This is a genomic window from Legionellales bacterium, assembly GCA_026125385.1.
GTDB lineage: Bacteria > Pseudomonadota > Gammaproteobacteria > JAHCLG01 > JAHCLG01 > JAHCLG01.
Window position 1 is genome coordinate 25201 of sequence record JAHCLG010000007.1, and the last position, 18006, is coordinate 43206.

Genomic DNA, 18006 nt, shown 5'->3' on the forward strand with positions numbered 1-18006 from the left:
AATTATGAAAAAAGCCATTCAAAATCGGTGGCTTTTATGTTTAAATCGCCGATCTGTGGATTTAAAATTTCATCGGCTAATGCTTGTTTATTTTTTTGTAATGCAAGAATTTTTTCTTCTACCGTATCTTTAGCCACTAATTTATAAACAAATACTGCTTTTTGTTGGCCAATGCGATGTGCACGATCCGTGGCTTGTTTTTCTACCGCGGGATTCCACCACGGATCATAATGAATTACCGTATCCGCATTTGTTAAATTAAGTCCGGTACCACCGGCTTTTAAACTGATTAAAAATAATGATACTTTTCCTTGCTGAAAGTCATCAATAACTGCTTGGCGATTTTTAGTTTGTCCGGTTAATATAACATAAGGAATTTTTTCTTTTTTTAATTCTATTTCTACTAAAGATAACATACTAGTAAATTGCGAAAAAAATAAAATTCTGCTATTTTCTTCTAAGAGCTGTTTTACTAGCTCCATCGCCGCTTCTAATTTTGCCGAAGCGTTAATCGACTCATTTTCAGCAAGTTTCACTAAACGGGGGTCGCAGCAAGCCTGGCGTAATTTTAATAACGCGTCGAGAATCATAATACGGCCGCGATCGATCCCTTGCTGTTGGAGAATTTCTTTAACTCGCTGATTCATAGAAATACGGATCGTTTCATAAAAATCGCGCTGTTTTCCTTGTAATTCGATGGTATGAATAATTTCTGTTTTTAGTGGTAACTCTTTTGCTACCATTTCCTTAGTCCGGCGTAGAATAAACGGCTTGATCATATTCGCCAGCATTTTTCGTTTACTCTCGTCAGCATGCTTTTCAATTGGCGTACGAAACGTTTGTTGAAACTGACGCTGGCTACCTAACACTCCTGGCATTAGAAAATTAAATAACGACCACAACTCACCTAAATGATTTTCAAGTGGTGTTCCACTTAAACACAGGCGATACATAGATTTAATGTGTTGCACGACTTTGGTCATTTGCGCTTGAGAGTTTTTTATTGTTTGTGCTTCGTCTAAAATCACATAATAATATTCATGTGTTAATAAGTCTTTTTGATCTCGAGAGAGCAATGGGTAAGTTGTCAAAATTATCTGAAAATTTGGGATCTGCTTGAAGAGTTTTTTGCGGTCCATGCCGTGCAAATACAGCACTGATAAATCAGGCGCGAATCGCGTGAGCTCGTTTTTCCAATTACTAATGACGCTGGTCGGGGAAATAATTAAACACGGTTTGGTTAAGCGCTGGGCTTGGTGTTCAACTAATAAATGAGCGATGGTTTGGATGGTTTTTCCGAGACCCATATCATCCGCTAAAATTCCACCTAAATTCATTTCACGGAGAAATTGCAGCCAGTTTAAGCCTTGCTGTTGATAATCGCGCAAAGTTGCTTGTAATGGTGTGGGGACAGGTACTTTTTTTATCTCAGAAAAGTCACGTAATTTTTTTGAAAAATCTAAAATTTCTTGATCACCCAACCATTGACTTTGCAGTGATTGATGAATATCAGATAATAAATTGACATGAAATTTCGAGATCCCAATATGGGTTGTACTCGAATCCGATGAAGATAGGTAAAGTGACTCTAATAATTGTAAAATACCTTTAATGCGCTGATAATCAAATTTTAACATTTTATTATCTTCAAGATTAGCTACAAGAGTTGCTTTATCTGGAATATCAGACAATTTATTTTTACGCAAAAAATTAAATAAAAAGGTCATTAGATTAGTTTTTTTACCATCAATGATTACACCTAATTCAACATCAAACCAGTTTTTATCTTTTGAATAATTAACCTCAGTATACCAGTCATCATTGGCCTCAATGGTTTTAAAGTCGGGAAAGCTTGGTAAACGTCGAATTTCCCAACCTAATTTTTGCAATTTGGGGATAGTACTAATATGAAATTCACGAACTGCTTCACTTTCACTACCATCAGCCAGCACAAAGCGTTCGTCAAAATGAAAACCTTCTATGCGTTGTGCACCGACACGTAATGCCGAAAGTGGTAAAATAGTTAATTGTTCAAGTTCGCGTAAGTGAGACTTTTCTAATGCCAAGTCGCGATCGTAAACGTTAAGATCATCATCGGCGATTTTATAGATCGATTGCCGGCGATCACAGTTACTAATTTCGACATCTTGATAACGAAAAAAGACATGCCCAATCGCTAATTTAAAATGATGACGGCCTTCTTTAAATTCTTCAATGAGTATTTCTAAAATGGGTTGTGGTTTAGTGACTTTAACGGTTTTTTGTTTATGGGTTTTTAGTAAGGGTAAATTTTTGTCGATGGCTTGCAGCGCTTTGTTTAAGGCTTCACTGTCTTCAGGTAAGATTTTTCCAGAATGTTCTAACAAACTCTGAATCGTTTTAACATTTAAATCTAAAATTGGCTGACCAATACCATAATTAAAAGGATCAACATACCAAGCATTGTCTAAAATTAATAAATAAACCGGTTTATCATCTTCGGTTTTAGCATTGAGATGTTGGGTGCCCTCTTCACCATATTGCCATTGCAAGGTGATCTTTTTAGGCTGACCTGAGAGAATTTTTTTAGCACTAGTATACTCTTTCCAATAGATCCTCCCAGTTTTTAACAAACAGTTTAAAACCGCCTCTCCTAAGGTATGATCTAATATAAATTGTTTGTCGTTGGTTTTTTTACTAATAAATTGTAATAAAATAATTATGTCACGATCCACTTCATTTAAATTGTTTTGTTTATGAATATTAATATCGTCTATTTTTTTATCGATGACTGCTTGTGGAGTCACACAGAGTTTTAATTTATTGTCGCTAACAATCAAATCGATTAAGTAGATTATCTCTAGCGGTTGTTGTGGTTTTTTTTCATGTAGCGATTGTTTGATTTCGTGTAGCCAGTGCGAATATTTTTTTTCAATCGGTAATTGCGAGATATTTTGAGAAGCTAATATTTCTGGGTGTTGATTTAAGTAATATAAAACAGCAACCGCATGTTTACAGTTTTCCGCATAAGGGCAAGTACAAACGCCTTGAATATACACCTCACCATCGGCATAGGCACCTATGCGCACGCTATACAAAGATTCTCCTTGCACTCGCGCAGAAATGGGAAATTGATAATCGTCTTGATGAAATTGCACTTGTTTAACGCGGCCTTGCAAGGCATATTGGCGACCGCGTTGTACGACTGAAATGTCAAAATTTTCTTTGATGTCCTTTTCGGTAATCAGTGAGTTATTAATGAATACTTGCAACACAGTCTTGCTCGTTATAAATGATGATCGGCCACAGCATATATTCCTGGAGCGTTACGTAAATATTCTTTGTAGTCCATGCCATAACCAAATAACCATTTGTCGATGACTTTTAAGCCATAATAATCGGCTTCAGCAATACCTCCTTCTTCGCGAGGTCGCATTTTATCGACTAATACAGCAGAATAAACTTCGCGCGCTTGATGCTGCTGACAATATTCAATAATGGCACTTAAGGTTAAACCCCCATCTAAAATTTCATCGACAATTAATACGGTGCGATCGGTTAAATCGATGGTGGGTTCTTTGCGCCATTCTAAAGCACTGGCGTGCGTTTCTTTTCCGTAACGCGTAGTATGAACATAGTCTAATTCGAGCGGAAATTCCATGCGCGATAATAATCCCGCGGTGGGAATCACACCGCCAATCATCACACACAATACGACCGGATGCTTGGCGTGTAAATCACGCGTGATTTCATTCGCCATGCGATCGATTGCCGCTTCAACTTCTTCACGCGTGTGTAAACAGGTGGCTTGATTAAATACTTCTTGAATATCGCTAGGAATGCTCATGTTGAATTTGTCCTTCTACGTTCATTACGGGTTGTTCTGCAATTTTAAGGTGATCGGGAATATATAACGTGCGTGATGGAAAAGCACATTCTGCCCCATGGGCTGTGATAATATCAATGATGGTTAACAATACCTCTTGTTGCACCGCTTGGAATTTTACCCAATTCGTGGTTTTAGTAAAAGTGTAAACCATAAAATCTAACGAGGATTGACCAAAATTAATTAAATTCACTATTAAGGTTTGTTGTTGATCGATTTCAGGATGGTGACGCAGCATGGTTTCTATTTCAGTTAAAATATCGCGCATCTTGGTGGCATCTTCGTAGCGCAATCCTATGGTCATTTTAATTCGACGGTTGGACATTCTCGAGGGATTTTCGACTGATACGGTTGAGAAAATAGCATTAGGCACATACAGTGGCCGTTGATCAAAGGTGCGAATACAGGTTAATCGCCAACCAATATATTCAACGGTTCCTTCAATTTCACGATCGGGCGAGCGCACCCAATCGCCCACTTTAAACGGTTTATCGAGGTAAATCATTAAGCCACCAAAAAAATTGGCTAGAGTATCTTTTGCGGCAAAACCAACAGCGATACCCCCAAAACCCCCAAAGGCGATGACACTAGAAATGGGCACACCTAAAATGGATAAGGCAATTAATACCGAAGTAATGACCACCGAAGCTCGGAGAATTTGCCCGATCGCATTAATTGCCGTTTTATCAAATTCACCTTTGCTAGAATTATTAATTATGATGTTGTGTTCCATGCGGCGAATAAAACGAATTAATCCCCAAGCGACACAAATCGTGATCCCGAGTGCTCTGACGCTGGTGGTCGCTTGAAATAGCGCTAAATTTTGCTCGGCATAAGCGCGCACCACATCGGCAGCGTACGTAATTCCCAAAATCCAAATTAAAAATCCAATTGGTTTACGAATGGCAAACCAAATGGCATCTTCAATATGGTTTTTACTGAATTTAACATGCGGTTTAAAACGTTTAAAAATATTAGCGCTCAGCGCATGAATGGCTGTGGTTAATAAAATAATAAGAAAAGTTTGTAAAATCCAACCGTGTTTTAAGATAAAATCATGAATGCTATTAAACCAAGACATTACTGGACATCTCCTGATTTCATTTTTGCGATCAATTCAGCTTGCACTTGCCATTCTGGCAAATGTTGTAATTCTTCCCAAGAATATTTTTTTGAGTGACGCAAGTTCAATAATTTTTTATTGAGTGTTTGATCGATGGGATAAGACCATTTTTCGAGTACCGCCAGCACATTAGGGCGATCGTTACAGATGAGCGCGAGATCGCATCCGGCCTCAAACGCGAGTGTTAAGCAGGTAAAAATATCACCTAGGTTGCACGCTGCTTTCATTGATAAATCGTCACAGACAATGAGTCCAGAATATTCTAGTTGTTGACGTAACACCGTTTGTAGCCAATAAGGAGAAAATCCTGCCGGAAGTTTATCGACTTTTGCATAAGTGACATGCGCCGGCATAATTAAATCGAGTTTTGCCGCTAAGGCTTTAAATGGCTTTAAATCGTTTTGCTCAATCTCGGCAAATTCACGCTGATCGAAAACACTGGTTAAATGAGAATCGGCTTCTACGCTGCCGTGTCCGGGAAAGTGTTTTCCACACACCACCGCACCCGCTTGATGAGCAGCATCAATAAAGACTTCCGCAAGTTTAATGACTTCATCGGGATGGGAAGCAAAAGCGCGATCGCCTATCACTGAACTGTCTCTGCGATATAAATCTAATACCGGTGCAAAACTAAAATCGATCCCCACCGCGAGCGTTTCTGCGATAAGTTGGGTAGCCATCATTTTTAATTCTGCTAAGGCTATTTGTGGTTGTTGTCGAAAGTGTTGGCCAAAATAATAAAGAGGTGGTAATGGGGTGAATTGATGTTTTAATCGTTGTACGCGCCCACCTTCTTGATCGACACAAATGAATAAATCAGGATTGATGTCGCGAATGTGTTGCGTTAGTGCTTGTACTTGCTGGGGAGTGTCGATATTGCGCGAAAATAAAATGATTCCAGCAATGGCCTCGTGGCGTAATAAATCGTATTCATCGGCGGCGATTTCCCTACCATTAAGATCAATAATTAAACGTGACATAGTGATTTCTCCTAACTCACATCGCGTGGAGTATAAATGGGGCCGGGGAATTGCGTAATGTTACCTTCTTTATTGCTGACATTGGTGATTTTAGCTAAGCCTTCGCGTTCAACTTCATCGATGCGCAATATTGCATGCATGGGCACAAAACTGACGGTAACATCGGCAAATTCCAGTTTTAAGCGTTCTTCGGAAGGATCAACAACGACTTGCGTATTTTCACCAAAAACAAATTCACTGAGTTCAATAAAACCAAATAAATCACTGCTAGCGATGGATCGCACGTAGACTTCATAGATTTTATTGTGGCTAACAAAGGAAACTCGATAAATTTTTTTGCGGTTACTCATGCGTTATTACTCAATATCTTTTCAGGGAAAGTGGAGTATTATACTGATTGAGGAGAAAAATGCGAATTATCGCCCATATTCGATGAATAAATGCTTGGCATGCGTTCAACGGCTGGATCACGGAGTTAAATACGCTTCTTCTTGTGAGGTATTTTTCCGGCCTAATATGGCATTGCGATGAGGAAAACGGCCAAATTGTTCGATAATGCGATAGTGTTCTAGGGCATAATGATAAAAATTTTCAAAGATAGGACGGGTTTCAGGTAAGGCCAAATCGACTAAACTTTTAAATCCCACTACGGATTTGATTTGATCTTCCCGATCTTCGCTATGTTCTAACGGCAAATAAAAAAAGACTCGTTCTATTAAACTTAAACGTTGATCAAATTCTTTTTCCAGCCCTTCGTAACATAATCGCAAGGCTTGGTCGTCTTGAGCGAAACTACTGGGTTTACCCCGGTAAATATTGCGAGAAAATTGATCTAAGACAATGATCGCGGCGAGTAATCCTCGCGGTGTTTCATACCAATGGGCTAATTCGTTATTTTTAATGGCGAGTAACACGGGTTGAAAACGGTGGCGAATTTCTTCATCGGTGTTAGCTTCTGCACCAAACCATAAACGAGTGCGTTCATCATCGGGTAAGTCGGCATGCTCGGCGGGACCAAACCAATAACTCAAAATTGCCTCAATTCGCTCCATGCTTGCCCTCTTGTTACCTCAATCTCGAATTTCTTCACCTTGATAATTATTGAGCATACCTGATTTTTTACCATTGCGCTATCTTAACCTGCTGATTATTTTAGGATTATTTTGCTGCTTGCGCATTGCTCTTGGGTTGACTATAGTAGGCGAGCATTTTAACGTGATAATACAACAATAAAATTATCACTTTGAATATGAGTTTTTTTATTTTCAAGAAGGAAAAATTACTATGAAATTAACCCATAAAACAGCAATCGTTATTGCAGCAGTTGGAATATTATTTTCTTCCGTTGTTAGCTATGCGAATGGTATTACAATGATTAATAATACCAATAAAACTATTTACGCAGAATGCAATACCCATAAAGATCCAGTTAATTTAACCGTTGGCAGTACATCAAACTTTCCTTGGTATTTGCTTAATATTCTTGTTTGTAAACAAGAGACTGGAAATATTTGGACATTTTACGATGATGCAAATTATTCTCATCAAATCGGTAAAGCCAGTATGGATTTATCAAACTCTGATAGTCTAGGAAATATTCATGATGTTACAACAATTACTGGCTATAGCGCGTCCGTTTCACCGTTAAATCAAGCAAGCAGCAACGTCACTGTTACCATATCAAACTAGTTGATCACCAAAATAAAAAGGGAAGCCTAAGCTTCCCTTTTTATTTTTATTGGCTTACAAAAACTTCCAACTTAATTCAGCTCCTAAAACATCGGCATGAGATTTCACATTACCGATAACCGTCGTAGTTGAAGGGCCGACCGATGCTTGATTATTCACTGGCGCATTTTGTAAAAATAAATGCGTCCAGCCGACATCGATACCCAGCGCTTCGCTTGGTTGAAAGTGAGCACCCACCGCCACCGCAATCCGATTGGAGTCGGGAAGACGTAAATTACGATAAAGGGTTTTAATCGGTGCTTTGTCATAACCCACGCCCAATTTTGCAGTAATTTTATCGGTTAATTTATAGTGCGTGCCTAATGAAAAATTCCAGGTGTTACGATAATAAGCATCTACACCCGCAGTCAGTGTATTGAGATTAAAGTTTTGATCTAATCCTGCGACATTTACTAATACTAAGCGTTTAATGACATCCCATTGCGTGTAATAGGCGCTGCCTAAAATCGCCCAACGATCATTCATGTCGTGGTAAAAACTGATCGTGGTTGTCGCTGGCAAGGTGATATCTGCTGTTAAGGTATTACTATTAAATTGATCAACAGGAGGAACATTTAACGCCAAGAGTCCCCAAAAATAACTCGTGCCTTTTAAGTGGTGCACCACTTTTGAACGGTAGGAAATACCCATACGAGTTTGCGGTGTAAACTGGTATAAGACACCCGCATGCCACCCATTCCCCCAATTTTTTCCTTTGTTACGACTGGTGGTATCGACCACATTCGTGGGGCCAACGCCGGCGACTTGGTTAAATTGCACATTCATGTATTGCGCGTCCCAACCGGCACCTACGGATAATTGCTTCGTGAGCGCAAAGCCAAGTGAGGGGCTAATATCGACTGTTTTAACCGAAGTTAAAGTATTTGAATAACGCACAATCGAATCTTCTTTCCACGCGGTTTCTAAACCAAATGGCACTGTCACGTCAAAACCAAAGCCCACGCGATCGCTTAAAGGAGCGGCATAATGAAAATTGGGGATCGCATTGGCATTACCCGCTTGCGCCGTACCGGTTGCCGAATAACCCAAATTGGTGCTGGCTTGGCCGGTAAATTGAATGTCGGTAATAATTCCTGCTACGCCTAAATTCAATTCTTGATGTTTGAGTCGAACTAAACCCGCGGGATTATAAAATCCGGTACTGGCATCATTGGCAAGTGCCGCACCACCTGATTGATAATCCCCCGTGCCAGCAGCCGATTCTTCGAGTAATTGAAAGCCCGACGCAAACGTGCTCAAGGATATTCCCGCTAGTAAGCTTAGTATCCCCGCTTTGATCAATTGCAAACGCAATGTGTTTTTCATGATAAATAAAATCCCCCTACCTAATATTTTTTATAACGCTTCGTAAATTCCAGCAGCCCCCATGCCCGTGCCAATACACATGGTGACCAAGCCATATTTTAATTGATGACGTCTTAAACCATGTAGTAAGGTTGCCGAGCGAATAGCGCCGGTGGCCCCTAAAGGATGTCCCCAAGAAATCGCACCACCTAATGGATTGGTTTTAGCCGGATCTAATTTCACTTCTTTCATCACCGCTAACGTTTGAGCGGCAAAAGCTTCGTTTAATTCGATCCAGTCGATGTCATCTAAGCTTAAATTTGCGGCTTTTAAGGCTTTAGGAATCGCAGCAATCGGACCAATGCCCATATATTGCGGTGGCACACCGGCGACGTTAAAGGTGATAAAGCGTGCAAGCGGCGTTAAATCATAATCTTTTAGCGCTTGTTCGCTCACCACTAATAATGCCCCTGCACCATCACTCATTTGCGAGGTATTGCCGGCGGTGACTGTGCCATTGGCTTTAAATACCGTTTTTAATTTGGCTAATTGTTCCATGGTGGAACCCGCACGAGGTCCTTCGTCGAGGGTGATTTCGCGCTGTTTAGCAATAATTTCGCCGGTTTCTAAATCGGCGAAATTTTCACGCACCATAATCGGCGCGATTTCATCTTTAAATTCGCCCATTTCAATGGCTTTTAAAGCGCGACGATGACTTTCTAGGGCAAAGGCATCTTGTTCTTCACGTGAGACGTGATATTTTTCGGCGACCAATTCGGCGGTTAAACCCATGCCATAAGCGATGTTTTCATGTTCACCTTGGTTAGTAAAAAAATTAGGATTCGCACCAAATTTATTGCCGCCCATAGGGACCATGGTCATGCTTTCGGTGCCACCAGCGATGATCACATCGGCGTGCCCTAGCATGATCCGTTCCGCTGCGAGTGCCACGGTTTGAATTCCAGAACAGCAAAAGCGATTGACAGTCATGCCAGGAACGGTATCGGGGAGTCCGGCTAAGAGTAAAGCAATTCGCGCCACATTCATGCCTTGTTCGGCTTCTGGCATAGCACAACCTAAAATCACATCATCCACTTTTTCTTTGGGAATTTGCGGATTTTTTTCCATAACTTTGGCAATGACGTGAGCGGCTAAATCATCAGGGCGCACGTGTTGAAAAACACCTCGCGCTTTGCCCACGGGTGTGCGCAGTGCAGTTGCAATATAAGCGTCTTGAATTAGTTTTGTCATCATTCGTTCTCCGTGAAATTCGCGCGTTAATTAATTACGTAAAGGTTTACCGGTTTGCAACATATGGGCAATACGGGCTTGAGTTTTTTCCGTTTGGGCCAGGGCTACAAATAATTCGCGTTCGAGTCGTAATAACCAGGCTTCATCGACTAAGGAATTGGCTTCGATATCGCCACCACACATTACGTTTGCGATATTTAAGCCAATATGGAAATCGTGATCGGAAATAAATCCACCTTCGCGATAATTAACGAGTAACATGTGTAATGTCGCAATACCGGCTTTACCAGCGACTTGAATGCGCGTGGGTAACGGCGGACGATAACCCGCGGCTGCTAACGCTTGCGCTTGTTGGATGGCGACAAATAATATTTCATCGCTATTCATGACAATGGTATCTTGTTCGCGTAAATAAAATTTCGTTTTCGCTTCGATAGCACTACCTGCGACTTCTGCCATGGCAATATTTTTAAAATAATGCTGCAAGTAATGAAACGGTTCATCGCCGTAGCGCGTCGCTAAGTGATGCGCGCGTAAAGCAAATTCTTTACAACCACCACCAGCGGGTAATAACCCCACGCCGGCTTCGACTAAGCCAATATAAGATTCAAAGGCCGCCACCGCATGATCGCAATGCATTGTTAATTCGCAACCACCGCCAAACACATAACCACGTACCGCAGCTACGGTGGGAATACGCGAATAACGCAGCATCATTGAAGTCTCTTGGAATTTTGCGACTAATTGCTCGACATCATTAAAACGTCCTGCTTGCATTGCACTCACAGCACCCGATAAATCGGCACCCGCACTAAAGTGCTCGCCTTGACGTTGCCAAAGCACTAATCCCGCGAAATCTTGTTCAGCAATACGAATAGCTTCTTGCAATCCGTCTAATACGGCCATACTCACAGTATTCATTTTGGTTTTGAAGCTTGCAATTGCAATGTTGTGATCGGCAAAATGCCATAGACGCAAACCTTCATTTTCAAAAATCGTGTGGCCTTCGTTAAACACCTCATTGAGTACTGGCTCGGGAAAATATTGGCGTTGATACACCGGCAGATCCGAACGTGATTGAAATTGATTGTGCTTAGGTGAAAATGCACCCACAGCACTATAAACTTCATTGCGATTAACCCACTCGGGTAAACTCACTACAGCCATAGCTTTTTCTTGCTGAATATTCTGTTCAATGGCTTGAAAAATTTCTTGAAATCCGGCGGATTGCCAAATTTCAAATGGACCTTGTTTCCAGCCAAATCCCCAACGGATCGCTAAATCGACATCGCGAACATTTTCTGCGATATCGGTTAAATGATACGCCGTGTAATGAAATAAATCGCGGAAAATAGCCCATAAAAATTGAGCTTGTGGATGAGAGCTTTGACGCAATTTAGCGAAGCGTTCCGCAGGTTGTTTGATTTTTAACAGTTCTAAAACACCCGCATCTACCGTCGCTTGTGCGGCTTGATAGTCCTGAGTTTTAGGATTAAAAACTTGAATGACTTTTCCTTGTTTACGATAAATCCCTGCACCGGCTTTTTGACCTAACGCGCCTTTTTCGATTAGCTGCATGAGCCAGTCGGGTAATTGAAAATAACGATGCCAAGGATCATCTGGCAACTGATCAAACATGGTTTTAACCACATGCGCCATGACATCTAAGCCCACCACATCTAAGGTGCGATAGGTGGCACTTTTAGCGCGACCAATTTTCGTGCCGGTTAATTCATCCACGACTTCAAACGGAATATTGAATTGCTCCGCATGATGCAAAGTGGCTAAAAAAGAAAAAACCCCAATGCGGTTAGCAATAAAATTTGGCGTGTCTTTGGCGTAAATAACTCCTTTACCAAGAGTCGTCACTAAAAAAGTTTCTAAGTTCGGTAACATTGTGGGATCGGTTTTTGCCGAAGGGGTGATTTCGACCAGTTTCATATAACGCGGTGGATTAAAAAAATGAATACCACAAAAACGCGAACGTAATTTTTTCGGTAGCGCATCAGATAATTGATTGATGTTTAAACCAGACGTGTTGCTGGCAATAATCGCGTTGTCATGAAGATAATCGGCGATATGCTCGTATAACTCGACTTTCCAATCCATGCGCTCAGCGATTGCCTCGATGATTAAATCGCAATCCTTTAATAAGGCTAAATCGGTTTTATAATTTGCAGGAATCAAATACTGAGCTTTGGCCGTTTCCGCCAGTGGTGCTGGCTTTAATTGGGTTAAGCGTTTAATCGCGGATTTGGCGATGTGTGATACGTCGGCATTTTTTTCATCGGCCAAATCAAATAAAATGGTTTCGACATTCGCATTGGTTAACAGTGCTGCAATTTGCGCTCCCATCACCCCTGCACCCAACACAGCCGCTTTGCGCACGGCAATCGTTCCTGTCATCTCAAAATCCCCCTAAATCGATATGAATGATCAAAGGCCGCCATGGTAACATAATTTTGTGGCGTGGAAAGCATAAACAGTCGGTGCGGTGCAGCAAATGAAGGGGGGGTAATGATAAACTCGCGCGGCGAGGAATGGTATGTTTACTTAAATTTTGATCAGCTTAATAACGAGTAAAGTTTCTAAAACGTAATAAATCTCACCCTCCCCAAAAACATACCGCGGCATTAAGCCGCGGTATCAATGAATTCCATTAAACAGACGTATTTGCCTACTCGGTTTCATCGTCCTCGTCGTCAAAATCGAATTCATCGTCGTCATCAAATACGGAGCTTAACTCTTCGCGTAGCCGTTTACGCTCCATATAATCTTCTACACTGCGTCTTGAATATTTACTAGGTTGCGCGTCCTGATCCATGGGCACCTCACTCTCTTGTAGACCTTCCTCAAATTCCTCATCCTCAGGGAACAAATCCTCGTCGTTTTCATCTTCTTCGGTATCCGAATAACGATCACTCATCTGCTCTCTACCTCTTAACACTCTTGCTTATTTTCAACCTTATTCAGAAACTCGGTGTGTCTCGAATAATTAAAACTTAATCACAATACGACACTATACTCTTCACGCTTGAATTTTAGGCTGTGTTGCTAAGCATAAAGCTACTATCTCTACACTCCTTGGTATCTTTATACTTAACGCCGCGCTTAAAATCCAATCACTTTGCGTATAACTTATTGATCCCAGTCAAAATCGTATTGCTGAATAGATTTTGCAATAAAATTAGAATTTAGCAAGCTTTTTTTCATGTTGTGATTGAAAATTATTAAGACTATACCGCTCGCCAATGTAGATGCGGGGAGTCGGAGACTAAGTCGCAGGCGATCGGTATAAGTGCGTTCGCTAAGCTTTCGCAAAATAAGAGGGAAAATAGGTGTTTATTAAGATAACTCACTTCGACAATCAGTGAAAATTTCTAACCCTAGATTTTGGCTTCAGGCGCATCTTAAAGTGCGTTGGGTATAGTACTGGCTCGCGCGATTGTGATACCATATGCACATCAATTTATAGAAAATGGTGAGTCATGATTATCGCTTATCATCGTAATCTTTTGGCGACATTAATTTTAAGCCTTATGCTCAGTGGTAACATTTTAATGGCGGGTATCTTTGCTCTCGTGGCAGGCCAAGGTTTAAAAAATGGGATTTCACCCAGCCTGATGCTGAATGTCATTGGTGCGTTGTATATTTTAAATATTGCTTGCATTATTGGGCTATTTTGTTGGCGAAAAATCGGATTTTATGGCTTGTGTTTAAGCGCAATAATAAGCTCTGCATTGAATTTAATCCATTTAGATCATGGGGTTATGCAAGTTTTGGTACCATATGCCAGCCCAATTATCATCTATTTAGCCTTGCAATTGGGCGGAGAAAACCGCATGTGGTTTAAACTTTCGTAAAAATTTTTCACCTTTCACGCGAATATAACCTATTTAGGTGTATTGTTTTTTCTAACCGACGCGCTATACTGCGCTGCATTAAAACAATTATATTTTATTACAAAGAAATAGCGTTATCGCTGACAATGAATTCCTCAGTTCAGGAATTTGCTTTTTTAATAGACACACAGGGATGGGGGAAAAGGTTAATCACGTCTTTTAGACGTGTGAGAATAATAAGTATTAAATTGAGAAAAGAAATGTTTACTTTGACTGGTTCAACTCAAATTCTAAACCAATTACTACCTGAGTTTACAAATCAAGGTAAGTTAACCTTGCCTGTTAATAAAGCTCAGTCCACCCCATTTGAAACAGATTTTTCTTCTGAACGTGCTCAAACAAATATTATTATTTATAATGGAAAAAAAACAGAACTAGTAACTCTGAAAGCTCAGCTTCATGATTTGGTCATTGATCTTAACGAAACCTACCACCAAGATATACACTTTTTAATTCGATTAATGCAAACTGAAAATTTAGAGAAACAACTTTTACCTGCCAAGGGTAAAAAATATTCTTATTTAATTATTCGGGATCAAAAAATTTATCTTCTTTCTATGAGTCTAGCAATGGTTGAAAAGGGTCTTGAAAATGAAGATCCTTATGAAAGGCAGAATAGTGGTAATTTTTATAGCTTTTGTGAGTTTGATTCTACTAAAAAACAATTCATTCCACAGGTAATTTGCTGCTCGAAAATAGTTGGGGAATTTTATCATTTACCAAACTCATTCACCCATCAAGCACCGCCAGAAACTATACCATCTCATTTCTATCTAACAGTTGTCAAAAAGTTATTTCCAGAAAATAATGATTTCATCAAAACGTGTGACGCCTATTTATCCAAACTCAAAAATTCCTTGAATAAGTCGAATATAACAAGTCTGTTGAAAAATTTCGAAACGCAACTTGGGCAAGTAATCATTGGAAAAAAATCCATTTCTCAAATTGAAGAAAGTATACAATACGCCTTAACTAAAATATTAGTTGTTCAAGGAATAACAAACTATTACTCAACGATTGCTCAAAGAGACGTATGGGGACTGCCATCGTCTTCAACAAGACTTAATGTTGCCACAGAACTCAGAAAAACACTCAGCACGCACGATTTCACATCAACACATACTACCTCTTCTGCTTGTGATGATCGCAAAGACAATATTAATACCCTACTCATTAATACTGTGTTTGTATTTATCTTTGAAGCGCAACGTGATCACGCTCAACATTCATTACTAGGCAAAATAGGTCTCACTAAAAGTGAGCTTGTGAGATCATTAAATTCTTCTCTGCAATTTCTCAGAAATTTAAATATTGACTCGCTGAATAAAACAATTGCTGATGCAAATCCACAAGTCACGCCACAAAGGAAAACTAAATAATTCCCAGGACATATTAAGGAGTATTGATAATTCACTATACTGAGGCGTAGTTCTCTGATTTTTGAATACTATGCCGCACACCAATATATACCTCACACTTGAATTTTAAGCTTTGTTGTCGAGTTAAAGCTACTCAGTCATATATTTAGTATACACTCCTTCACATCTTTAACTCGACGCCTCGCCTAAAATCCAATTGTTTTGAGTATAGATGCGAGATAAAAAGATGGCGAGCAGTATATTCTTTTAATGATGATCGACACTTCAAAGTGCTCACCAAATTTTAACATGCGTTCGCTATAAAGGCAGTTTATATAAAATAATATTTATTCTCTGATCGAGATCACACCATCCCACGCACTATCCTCCCGAAACCGTTCTCCATAAATTTGTTCTAAGGCCTGTAACTTCGCACGAAAAGATTCTAGCCCAATGCTCGAGGAATAATGCATAGGGCCACCGCGGAATGGAGCAAAACCGGTGCCGTATATCATCGCCGCGTCTAATAAATCAGCATCGGCTACGACGTGTTCACGCAAACACGCGGCTGCTTCGTTAATCATTCGTAAGATTAAGCGATCGGTAATATCGCTGGGGGCTTGATAATCGCGCGGCAATGCGGGTTTTATGGCGTGGCCATTTTTATAGTCATAGAAACCTTTACCTGATTTTTTACCTAATTCTCCGCGCTGAACTTTTTGTTTTAATAACTCAGGGATTTCGCCACCGAAGGCTGTCGTTAAATATTGTGCGGCGGCTAAACCAATGTCTAAGCCCACATTATCGATTAATTCGACGGGACCCATCGGCATACCAAACTGTTCAGCCGCTTGATCGATAGCAGCGAGCGGTACACCTTCTTGAATTAACGTCATCGCTTCCATTAAATACGGCATTAAAATGCGATTCACTAAAAAGCCAGGGCTGCTTTTTACGGCTACGGGATAATGACCAATTTTTCCCACAAAGGCCATCGCTTTTTTAATGACGTCTTCTGCGGTTTTTGAACCGTGGATCACTTCGACTAATTTTAATTTAGATACGGGATTAAAAAAATGAATTCCTACTAAACGTTGCGGATTATTCATCACAGAATTAATGTCATCTAATAAAATTGTCGAGGTATTTGTGGCTAATATAGCATCGGGTTTTGCCATTTTTTCTAATTGTTTAAATAATTCTTGTTTGGCTGCTAAATTTTCAAAAATGGCTTCGATAATCACATCCGCTTGTTTAATGCATAAGCCTTGCGGATCGGGCATGAAACGATCCATGGCTTCTTGGATTAACCGTGGATCTTTTAATTTCTTTTTAAATAATTGATGGGCGCGTTTGACTGCAGGGCCAATTAATTTTGGTTCGCGATCTTGCAGGGTAACTTGCATACCTTTCAGCGCGCAATAAGCTGCGATATCTCCACCCATCACGCCAGCACCAATCACGTGCACGCGTTTGGCTTGATAGCCTTTTAATTTTGCTTGCGATTTTAAGCGTTCGGTTAAGAAAAATAAGCGCACTAAATTTTTTGCAGTAGGATGTAATAATAATTTACCAATGGATTGTGCTTCAATCTCATCGGCATTTTTAGCATTCACTCCATATTGATACCAATTATTCACTACCGCAAATGGTGCAGGATAATGTTCGGGTTTAATCATATTAATTAAATTACCGCGAAACTGGTGACCGATTTTGGGGAGCTTGAGTAAAAATCGATTTAATCCCGCATGGGTTTGTAATTGTTTAACACAATAACGTAGCGGCCAGCTATTAGAAAGCACAGCCATTTTACTTGGGCGATGTGCAGGCGGTTTATTTAACATAAAATGCAGAGCGGCATTTTTTAAATGACGTTTTGGCACACAAGCATCAATCATTCCCAACTTATAGGCTTTGCGCGCATCATAAAAACGACCGGATAAAATCACCGGTAATGCTTTCGCGCTGCCAATTAATTTAGGTAAACGCACGGTGCCACCCCAACCGGGATGAATACCCAGCATCACTTCTGGTAAACCAATTTTGGTATTTGCCTCTTCACACGCCACGCGATAACGACAAGCCAACGCTAATTCAAAACCGCCACCTAAACAAAAACCATCGATTAATGCTAAGGTAGGACAAGTTAATTGGGCTAATTGATTAAAAATTCGTTGACCGTGTTGAATTAAATTTACAGCTTCTTCGACACTGTTTAAATGCGTAAATTGTTCGATATCGGCTCCCACAATAAAACCCGTGGTTTTAGCCGATTGAATGATTAATCCGGCTGGGAGATTTTTTTCGATGTCGTCTAGAATTAATTTAAATTCATCTAAGACTTCATTATTTAATGAGTTGGCGGAACTATTTTGGCGATCGATGGTTAACCAAACAATATTGTGTTGATCACGTTGTAATTGCCAATGTTGATAGGATGTATTCATTCCTTTCTCCATAAATAATGTTTTTTTCACCGCTCTAAGTCGGCGCC

Annotated in this window: 14 protein-coding genes; 3 read left to right on the forward strand and 11 right to left on the reverse strand. The window is 40.2% G+C overall.

The genetic code is table 11. The annotated features are described in order from the left end of the window. Positions 1-2: 2 nt before the first annotated feature. The 6 genes from KIT27_04095 to KIT27_04120 all read right to left on the reverse strand — a co-directional run bounded on the left by KIT27_04095 (position 3) and on the right by KIT27_04120 (position 7020). Positions 3-3254 carry a DEAD/DEAH box helicase family protein gene (locus KIT27_04095; GenBank protein MCW5588826.1) on the reverse strand — a complete coding sequence of 1084 codons (3252 nt, stop codon included), beginning with the start codon at positions 3252-3254 and terminating at the stop codon, positions 3-5. An 11-nt stretch (positions 3255-3265) separates the two neighbouring features. Further along, a complete protein-coding gene (locus tag KIT27_04100) occupies positions 3266-3826 on the reverse strand; it encodes a hypoxanthine-guanine phosphoribosyltransferase (protein MCW5588827.1) in 561 nt (186 codons plus the stop codon). Next, positions 3813-4946 (reverse strand): mechanosensitive ion channel family protein, encoded by a 1134-nt coding sequence (locus KIT27_04105; GenBank protein MCW5588828.1) that lies wholly within the window; start codon positions 4944-4946, stop codon positions 3813-3815. The genes KIT27_04100 and KIT27_04105 overlap by 14 nt, the downstream gene beginning before the upstream one ends. Continuing rightward, positions 4946-5968 carry a beta-N-acetylhexosaminidase gene (nagZ, locus tag KIT27_04110; GenBank protein MCW5588829.1) on the reverse strand — a complete coding sequence of 341 codons (1023 nt, stop codon included), beginning with the start codon at positions 5966-5968 and terminating at the stop codon, positions 4946-4948. The genes KIT27_04105 and nagZ overlap by 1 nt, the downstream gene beginning before the upstream one ends. A gap of 11 nt (positions 5969-5979) precedes the next feature. Further along, a complete protein-coding gene (locus tag KIT27_04115; protein MCW5588830.1) occupies positions 5980-6318 on the reverse strand; it encodes a DUF1820 family protein in 339 nt (112 codons plus the stop codon). Positions 6319-6435: 117 nt separating this feature from the next. After that, the gene (locus KIT27_04120; protein MCW5588831.1) at positions 6436-7020 is read right to left on the reverse strand and encodes a DUF924 domain-containing protein; all 585 of its coding nucleotides are present in this window, start codon (positions 7018-7020) and stop codon (positions 6436-6438) included. Positions 7021-7252: 232 nt separating this feature from the next. Between KIT27_04120 and KIT27_04125 the strand changes: the two genes are divergently transcribed. Continuing rightward, positions 7253-7657, forward strand: coding sequence for a hypothetical protein (locus tag KIT27_04125; protein MCW5588832.1), 405 nt, complete (start codon positions 7253-7255; stop codon positions 7655-7657). 54 nt (positions 7658-7711) lie between these two features. On the opposite strand, the gene KIT27_04130 is transcribed toward KIT27_04125, so the two are convergent. The 4 genes from KIT27_04130 to KIT27_04145 form a co-directional block, all read right to left on the reverse strand. After that, positions 7712-9022, reverse strand: a complete 1311-nt coding sequence (locus KIT27_04130) for a transporter (GenBank protein MCW5588833.1) — start codon at positions 9020-9022, stop codon at positions 7712-7714. A gap of 30 nt (positions 9023-9052) precedes the next feature. Next, positions 9053-10252 carry an acetyl-CoA C-acyltransferase gene (locus KIT27_04135; GenBank protein ID MCW5588834.1) on the reverse strand — a complete coding sequence of 400 codons (1200 nt, stop codon included), beginning with the start codon at positions 10250-10252 and terminating at the stop codon, positions 9053-9055. 30 nt (positions 10253-10282) lie between these two features. After that, positions 10283-12658 carry a 3-hydroxyacyl-CoA dehydrogenase/enoyl-CoA hydratase family protein gene (locus tag KIT27_04140; GenBank protein ID MCW5588835.1) on the reverse strand — a complete coding sequence of 792 codons (2376 nt, stop codon included), beginning with the start codon at positions 12656-12658 and terminating at the stop codon, positions 10283-10285. A gap of 271 nt (positions 12659-12929) precedes the next feature. Next, positions 12930-13178, reverse strand: coding sequence for a hypothetical protein (locus tag KIT27_04145; protein MCW5588836.1), 249 nt, complete (start codon positions 13176-13178; stop codon positions 12930-12932). 562 nt (positions 13179-13740) lie between these two features. On the opposite strand from KIT27_04145, the gene KIT27_04150 reads away from it, so the two are divergent. Together KIT27_04150 and KIT27_04155 are read left to right on the forward strand one after the other, a co-directional pair. After that, on the forward strand, positions 13741-14115 hold the full coding sequence (locus KIT27_04150; protein ID MCW5588837.1) for a hypothetical protein: 375 nt from the start codon (positions 13741-13743) through the stop codon (positions 14113-14115). Between the two features lie 239 nt (positions 14116-14354). Continuing rightward, positions 14355-15533, forward strand: coding sequence for a hypothetical protein (locus KIT27_04155; GenBank protein ID MCW5588838.1), 1179 nt, complete (start codon positions 14355-14357; stop codon positions 15531-15533). A 326-nt stretch (positions 15534-15859) separates the two neighbouring features. On the opposite strand, the gene KIT27_04160 is transcribed toward KIT27_04155, so the two are convergent. After that, the gene (locus tag KIT27_04160; protein ID MCW5588839.1) at positions 15860-17959 is read right to left on the reverse strand and encodes an enoyl-CoA hydratase/isomerase family protein; all 2100 of its coding nucleotides are present in this window, start codon (positions 17957-17959) and stop codon (positions 15860-15862) included. Positions 17960-18006: the final 47 nt, after the last annotated feature.